At 69.2% G+C, this 6,081-nt stretch carries 5 protein-coding genes; 2 read left to right on the forward strand and 3 right to left on the reverse strand.

Annotated features, from left to right (window positions below):
• Positions 1 to 41: 41 nt before the first annotated feature.
• The 3 genes from ABZU75_RS44785 to ABZU75_RS44795 all read right to left on the reverse strand — a co-directional run bounded on the left by ABZU75_RS44785 (position 42) and on the right by ABZU75_RS44795 (position 2,978).
• Entirely contained in the window at positions 42 to 437 is a 396-nt protein-coding gene (locus ABZU75_RS44785; RefSeq protein WP_355569102.1) for a cupin domain-containing protein, read from the reverse strand.
• Positions 438 to 446: 9 nt separating this feature from the next.
• Positions 447 to 2,072, reverse strand: coding sequence for a PucR family transcriptional regulator (locus ABZU75_RS44790; RefSeq protein ID WP_355569105.1), 1,626 nt, complete (start codon positions 2,070 to 2,072; stop codon positions 447 to 449).
• Positions 2,073 to 2,198: 126 nt separating this feature from the next.
• The gene (locus ABZU75_RS44795; RefSeq protein ID WP_355569108.1) at positions 2,199 to 2,978 is read right to left on the reverse strand and encodes a TetR/AcrR family transcriptional regulator C-terminal domain-containing protein; all 780 of its coding nucleotides are present in this window, start codon (positions 2,976 to 2,978) and stop codon (positions 2,199 to 2,201) included.
• A gap of 54 nt (positions 2,979 to 3,032) precedes the next feature.
• On the opposite strand from ABZU75_RS44795, the gene ABZU75_RS44800 reads away from it, so the two are divergent.
• Positions 3,033 to 4,544, forward strand: coding sequence for an MFS transporter (locus tag ABZU75_RS44800; protein ID WP_355569111.1), 1,512 nt, complete (start codon positions 3,033 to 3,035; stop codon positions 4,542 to 4,544).
• A 146-nt stretch (positions 4,545 to 4,690) separates the two neighbouring features.
• A complete protein-coding gene (locus ABZU75_RS44805) occupies positions 4,691 to 5,989 on the forward strand; it encodes an aspartate aminotransferase family protein (RefSeq protein ID WP_355569114.1) in 1,299 nt (432 codons plus the stop codon).
• Positions 5,990 to 6,081: the final 92 nt, after the last annotated feature.

Consider the following 6,081-nt stretch of genomic DNA (forward strand, 5'->3'; position numbering starts at 1 on the left):
TACGGAACCTCGGTTCCGTACGACCCACGACCGTGATCTGGTCAGCCCATGCAGTGATACACCTTGCGCAGGGTCTCGTGGACGATCCAGACGGTCTTGGCCCCCTCGGCGAGCAGGCAGACCGAGCCGGGGACGAGTTCGAGGGTGGCACCCCCGTCGACCTCCAGCGTGGCACGGCCGGACAGGACCACGAACATCTCGTCACGTTCCACATCGGCCACGGTGCCCGGCGTGATCTCCCAGATGCCCCGGCTCTGCCCGCCATCCGGCGAGGACCACAGCTCGATGGACGAAACGCGCGGGGAACCCGCCAGGATCTGGTCGGGTTCCAGCTCGTCCGGTGAGAGCTGCACGTCACCGGTGGGGACGGAGAACGCCCCGGCAGCGGCGGTCATCCGGGCCAGATCGGCGGGCTCTGGGATGAGAATGTCGGGCATGGGGACCTTTCAGGGGCGGGGATTGTCTCTCCGGAAGGACTCCAGCGCCAGCAGGGCGACATGGAGGGAGAGGCAGGACTCGACATCGTCCAGATCGGTGTCGAGGACGCGTTCCAACCTGTGGAGACGGTCGTAGAAGGCGGGGCGCGACAGATGCGCCCGCTGAGCGGCGAGGGCCTTGTTGCGGCCCGCGTTGAGGTAGACCCGGAGGATCCTGGTGAGATCGCCGCCGCGTTGGGCGTCGTGGGCGAGCAGCGGGCCAAGCTCGCGTTCGGCGAAGGTCTGCAGCCGGGCGTCGTCACGCAGGAGGTGGAGCAGGCCCCGCAGACGGAGGTCGGGGAGCCGGTAGAAAGCGCGGCCGTCGGGCTGCCTGGCGGCCACGTCGGCGACCTGCTCGGCCTCCAGGAAGCTCCGCCGCACGTCGCGGACCGACTCGACCACGGAACCCGCGGCGAGGACGAAGGGGGTCGTGAAGGCCGTGCGCAGGTGGTCGGCGAGCATGGTCAGCGCGGATTCGGGGAGGACGCGCGGTGGCAGGGGGAGCAGGACGCCGACCCGGTTCTGGTCCAGGGCGCCGATCAGGGCGGGAAGGCGGGCCTCTCGGCAGGCGGCGGCGGCCGCGTCGGCCAGTTCGGCGAGCTGGGCGAGTTGCTCCTGGCTGTCCATCGGCTTCTCCGCCGACTCGGCCAGGCGCAGCACCACGCTCATGAGCCTGCGACCGGTGAGCGGCACGCCGACCGCACGGGCGCGGGCCGCGGCCTCCTCGGGGTCGGCGTACGCGTGGGTCAGGATTCCGGTGATGATCGTGCCGTGTGCCTGACGCTCCAGTGACTCCTGGTGGCGTTCCAGCAGGCGGCCCAGGGCGAGGGTGGTCGCGGCGCGTTCGGCGAGCACGATGTCGTGCGGCCCCGGCTCGCTGTCACAGAGCAGGATCAGGCGGCCCCAGTCCTGGCCCCGGGCGCCGACGATGGTGACCAGCCAGCCTGAGGCCGCGTCGTAGGCGGTCCGCGGGTGGGGTGCCACCGAGCGGGAGCGCGTCTCCCAGCCGGCCAGTAGCGTGCCCGTGTCATGTCCGGCGGTGTCGCATGCCAGGACCTGGTGGGCGAGGTTCTCCAGCAGCGCGGGGCGTCCGGACAACCGGGTGACCTGGCCGAGCACCCTCGCGGGGGAGGCGCCCTCGACCGACAGCTCGGTGAAGACCTCGTGCAACTGCTTGGAGGCGCGGAGTTCCTCCAGCTGGATGTCGATGATCCGGGCGTGCACCGACTCGGTGATCTGCACGAACGGCGTCTCCATCGCCAGGGTCACCAGGGGCAGGCCGTGCACTTCGGCGGCGTTGATCACGGCACGGGGCAACTCTTTGATGAACTTGCGGCCCAGCTCCACGATCAGCCCCGACGCACCCACGGTGGCCAGCTCGGCGACATAGTCGGCGAGTTTCTCGGGGTCGTCGGGCAGGGCTATGCCGGTGGTGAGCACGAGCTCGCCTCCGCGTAGCAGGTGGGCGATATCGGTGACCTCGCCCACGTGCACCCAGCGCACCCGGCTGTCCAGTCGGTCAGCCCCCGCTACGACCCGTGGATTGCCCCGGCGAACGGTGTCCAGGGCGAGGACGTCGGCGACTGTAGGGAGCACACACAGAGAGTATCTGATCAGATTGTAAGTACGCGTGGTCCCCCTTTTACATGCTGTTTACCTGCCATCCGTGTCCCTGCGGTATCGGGGCCCGCGGTGTCGTCTTCACAGGGTGGGAGGTGATCGCTAATGGATGCCCGGCCGCGAGGGCGGTGTCGCGCCGGGGTCCGCCGAGGCCGGTGCCGGTGCCGAGGCCGCGCGGTTCAGGCGGGCCTCCAGGCCGTCGAGGAGGCAGGTCAGGCCGAACTCGAAGTTGAGCGCCCTGGTGGTCTCGACGTCGATCTCCCTGAACTCGGCGTAGCGGGCGGCCAGTCCGGGGTGGCCTGCCGCGGCCTTCTCCACCGCCGGCTGGAGGGCCGCGTTCAGCTCGTTGGACTCAAGGCCGGTCCGCTCCATCATGGTCCGCCAGGAGATTTCGGGCAGGGTGACCCCGGACACGTAGGCGATGAGCGTCGAGGCGGCGTAGTCCTGGTCGAGGCCACGGAACCCGGCGTGGTCGAAGGTGGCGACGAGCCGGGTCATCAGCAGTATCGCGTTGGGGCCGATGCCGGGGATGGTCCCGATGAGGTTGGTCACCCAGGGGTGCCTGAAGAGCACCTGGCGCATGCTGTACGCGAAGGAGGAGGCGGAGTTGCGCCAGGTGGTCTCCTGGACGTCCGGGACCGTCAGCTCGCCGTAGACCTCGTCGAGGACCAGCTCCAGCAGCTCGTCCTTGTTGGCCACGTGCCAGTAGATACTGGTGGCCCCCGAGCCGAGCCTGGCGCCCAGGCGGCGCATGCTCAGTGCGTCCAGCCCCTCGGCGTCGAGCAGTGCCATCGCCTCGCGCACGATCTGCGCGCGATCGAGCCCCGGACTCTTGGTGGTGCGCGGCTCGCGCGTCCAGACGGAGCTGAAGTGCTGTTTCACGCTCCAAGCATAAATCCGATAGTACACCGTGCGAGCTTGTCGTACAGTGTGCGAGTGGAATCGAACACTGTACGAGTCGAACGCGATCCGAGGCGCTGGTGGATCCTCGGAGTGCTCTGTCTGAGCCTGCTGGTCCTGGTGGTGGACAACACCGTCCTGAATCTGGCCATCCCGGCGTTGATGGTCGACCTGGGAGCCACCCCCGCGGACATCCAGTGGATCATTGACGCCTATGTCCTGGTCTTCGCCGGGTTGCTGCTCACCTCGGGCAGCCTGTCGGACCGTTACGGCCGTAAGCGTTTCCTGATCATCGGCCTGCTGCTGTTCGGCGGTGCCTCGCTGGTCGCCGTGCTGGTCACCGAGCCCTGGCAGCTGATCGGTGCCCGCGCGCTGATGGGCGTCGGCGGCTCCATCCTGATGCCGAGCACCCTGTCGATCCTGATCACCGTCTTCGACGAGGAGGAGCGCCGCAAGGCGATCGCCGCGTGGAGCGCGGTGGCCATGGTCGGTGTGATCGCCGGTCCCACGCTGGGCGGTTTCCTGCTGGAACACTACTGGTGGGGATCGATCTTCCTGCTCAACGCGCCCGTCGCGATCGTCGCCGTCGTCGCGGCGGTGCTGCTGATGCCCGAGTCACGTGGTCCGGCGAGAAAACTCGACCCGCTCGGCGTGGTGCTGTCCACGGCCGGCATGAGCGCCCTGGTCTACGTGGTCGTCTCCGCTCCGACGGCGGGCTGGACCTCGGCGGAGTCGCTGGTCGCCGCCGGCGTGGCGGTGGTCGCGCTGGGGGCGTTCGTGATCTGGGAGCTCAGGTCGGACCATCCGATGCTCCCGCTGGAACTGTTTCGCAACCGGAACTTCAGCGGCGCCTCGTTCTCGATCGTGCTGATGTCGTTCGGCACGGGCGCGCTGCTGCTGATGCTGACCCAGTACCTGCAGTTCGTGCTGGGCTACGGTCCCATGCGGGCCGGTCTCGCGCTGCTGCCGTACGCCGTGGCCGCCGCGCTGTTCAACGGGGTCGGTGCCGGGCTGGGGCGGAAGGTCAGCAACCGGGTGCTGGTCGCCGTCGGCCTCGCCGTGATGGCGTCCGGCTTCGGGATGCTCGCCTTCATGACCGCCGACACCGGGTACGGCATGTTGATCTCCGGTCTCATGCTCATGGGGATCGGCGGCGGCCTGGCGGGTCCCGCGGCCTACGCGACGTTGATGGGCGCGGTGCCGCCCGCGCACGCCGGTGTCGGGTCGGCGCTCAACGACACGGTCCAGCAGGTCGGCATGGCGCTGAGCATCGCCGTGCTGGGCAGCGTGCTGGCCGGGGTTTACACCTCGTCGATGCCCGCGGACGCCCCGGCCGGCGCCAGGGAGTCGATCGGAGAGGCACTGCGGCTGGGGGATCCGGGGGTGATCGAGACCGCGCGCGAGGCGTTCGTCTCCGCCATGTCGTTCGGCTCCTGGGTGGGAGTCGCCTTCACGCTGGCCGCCGCCACGCTGGCGTTCCTGGTGCTGCGGCCCGCGCCCGTGGTCACGGCCGCCTCGGACACCGACCTGGTGAAGACCGAGGGCTGAGGGGCTCTCCGGCCGCCGCCACGGCGTGCCGGGCGGATCGGCACGCCGGCATGGGCGTACCGATCTGACAGTGTGCTGGGTTTGGCGACTATATGCCGACATGCTGCCGGTATGAGGAGGTGGCCCCGAGCGGTGATACTCGATGTATGTCGGACCTCCTTGCGCGCCATCGCGCGGTAATGCCCAACTGGCTGGCTCTCTACTACGACGAGCCCATCGAGATCGTCTCAGGCAAGGGCAACCGGGTAGTCGACGCGTCGGGCAAGACCTACCTCGACTTCTTCGCGGGCATTCTGACCAACATGATCGGGTACGACGTGCCCGAGGTGCGGGAGGCCGTGGAGCGGCAGCTCGCCACCGGTGTCGTGCACACCTCCACGGTCTACCTGCTGCGCGGTCAGGTCGAGCTGGCCGAGAAGATCGCCAGGCTCTCCGGCATCCAGGACGCGAAGGTCTTCTTCACCAACTCCGGCACCGAAGCCAACGAGGCCGCGCTGCTGCTGGCGACCTACGCGCGCAGGTCCGACCAGGTGCTCGCCATGCGGCAGAGCTACCACGGCCGCTCCTTCGGCACGATCGGCGTCACGAGCAACCGTTCCTGGAAGAACAACTCGCTGTCGCCGCTGAACGTGCACTTCCTGCACGGAGCCGACCGGCACCTGGCCCAGTTCCGCGGCCTGTCCGACGCCGGCTACATCGAGGCCTGCGTCGACGACCTGCGCCACGTGCTCTCCACGGCCGTCTCCAACGACGTGGCGGCGCTGATCGCCGAGCCGATCCAGGGCGTGGGCGGCTTCACCATGGCCCCCGACGGGCTGTTCGCCGCCTACCAGGAGGTCCTCGACTCCGAGGGGATCCTGTTCATCTCCGACGAGGTGCAGACCGGCTGGGGCCGTACCGGCTCGGCCTTCTTCGGCATCCAGAACCACGGTGTCACGCCCGACATGATGACCTTCGCCAAGGGGCTGGGCAACGGCTTCGCGGTGGGTGGCGTCGTCGCCCGGGGTGACCTGATGGACAACCTCCACGCCGTCGGGCTGGCCACCTTCGGCGGCAACCCGATCTCCATGGCCGCGGCCAACGCCACCCTGGACTACGTCCTCGACCACGACCTGCAGGCCGCCGCCGCCAGGACCGGCGCCCTGATCATCGACGGGCTCCGTGAGGCCGCGCCGCGCCTGCCGATCGTCGGCGACGTCCGCGGCAGGGGCCTGATGTTCGCCGTCGAGCTGGTCGACCCGGCGACGGGCGAACCCTCCCCGGCGCTCGCCAGCCGGTTCATGGAGGAGAGCAGGAAGGCCGGCCTGCTGGCGGGCAAGGGCGGGCTGCGGGGTAACGTGCTCCGCATGGCCCCGCCGCTCACCCTGACCATGGAGGAGGCCGCCGAGGGCCTCGGAATCATCGTCGGTGTGCTCGAAACCGTCAACGCCGAGGTCGCCTCGTGAAGAACGTCACTCACTGGATCAACGGAGCCCTCGTCGAGGGCTCCGGCCGTACCTCCGAGATCTTCAACCCGGCGACCGGAGAGGTCACCGGG

It is taken from the genome of Streptosporangium sp. NPDC005286, assembly GCF_040607515.1.
In the GTDB taxonomy this organism is placed as follows: domain Bacteria; phylum Actinomycetota; class Actinomycetes; order Streptosporangiales; family Streptosporangiaceae; genus Streptosporangium.

Excerpts from the sequence above, each read along its gene's own strand:
- ABZU75_RS44785 (WP_355569102.1), bottom strand. The coding sequence starts at position 437 with ATGCCCGACATTCTCATCCCAGAGCCCGCCGATCTGGCCCGGATGACC.
- ABZU75_RS44805 (WP_355569114.1), top strand. The coding sequence starts at position 4,691 with ATGTCGGACCTCCTTGCGCGCCATCGCGCGGTAATGCCCAACTGGCTG.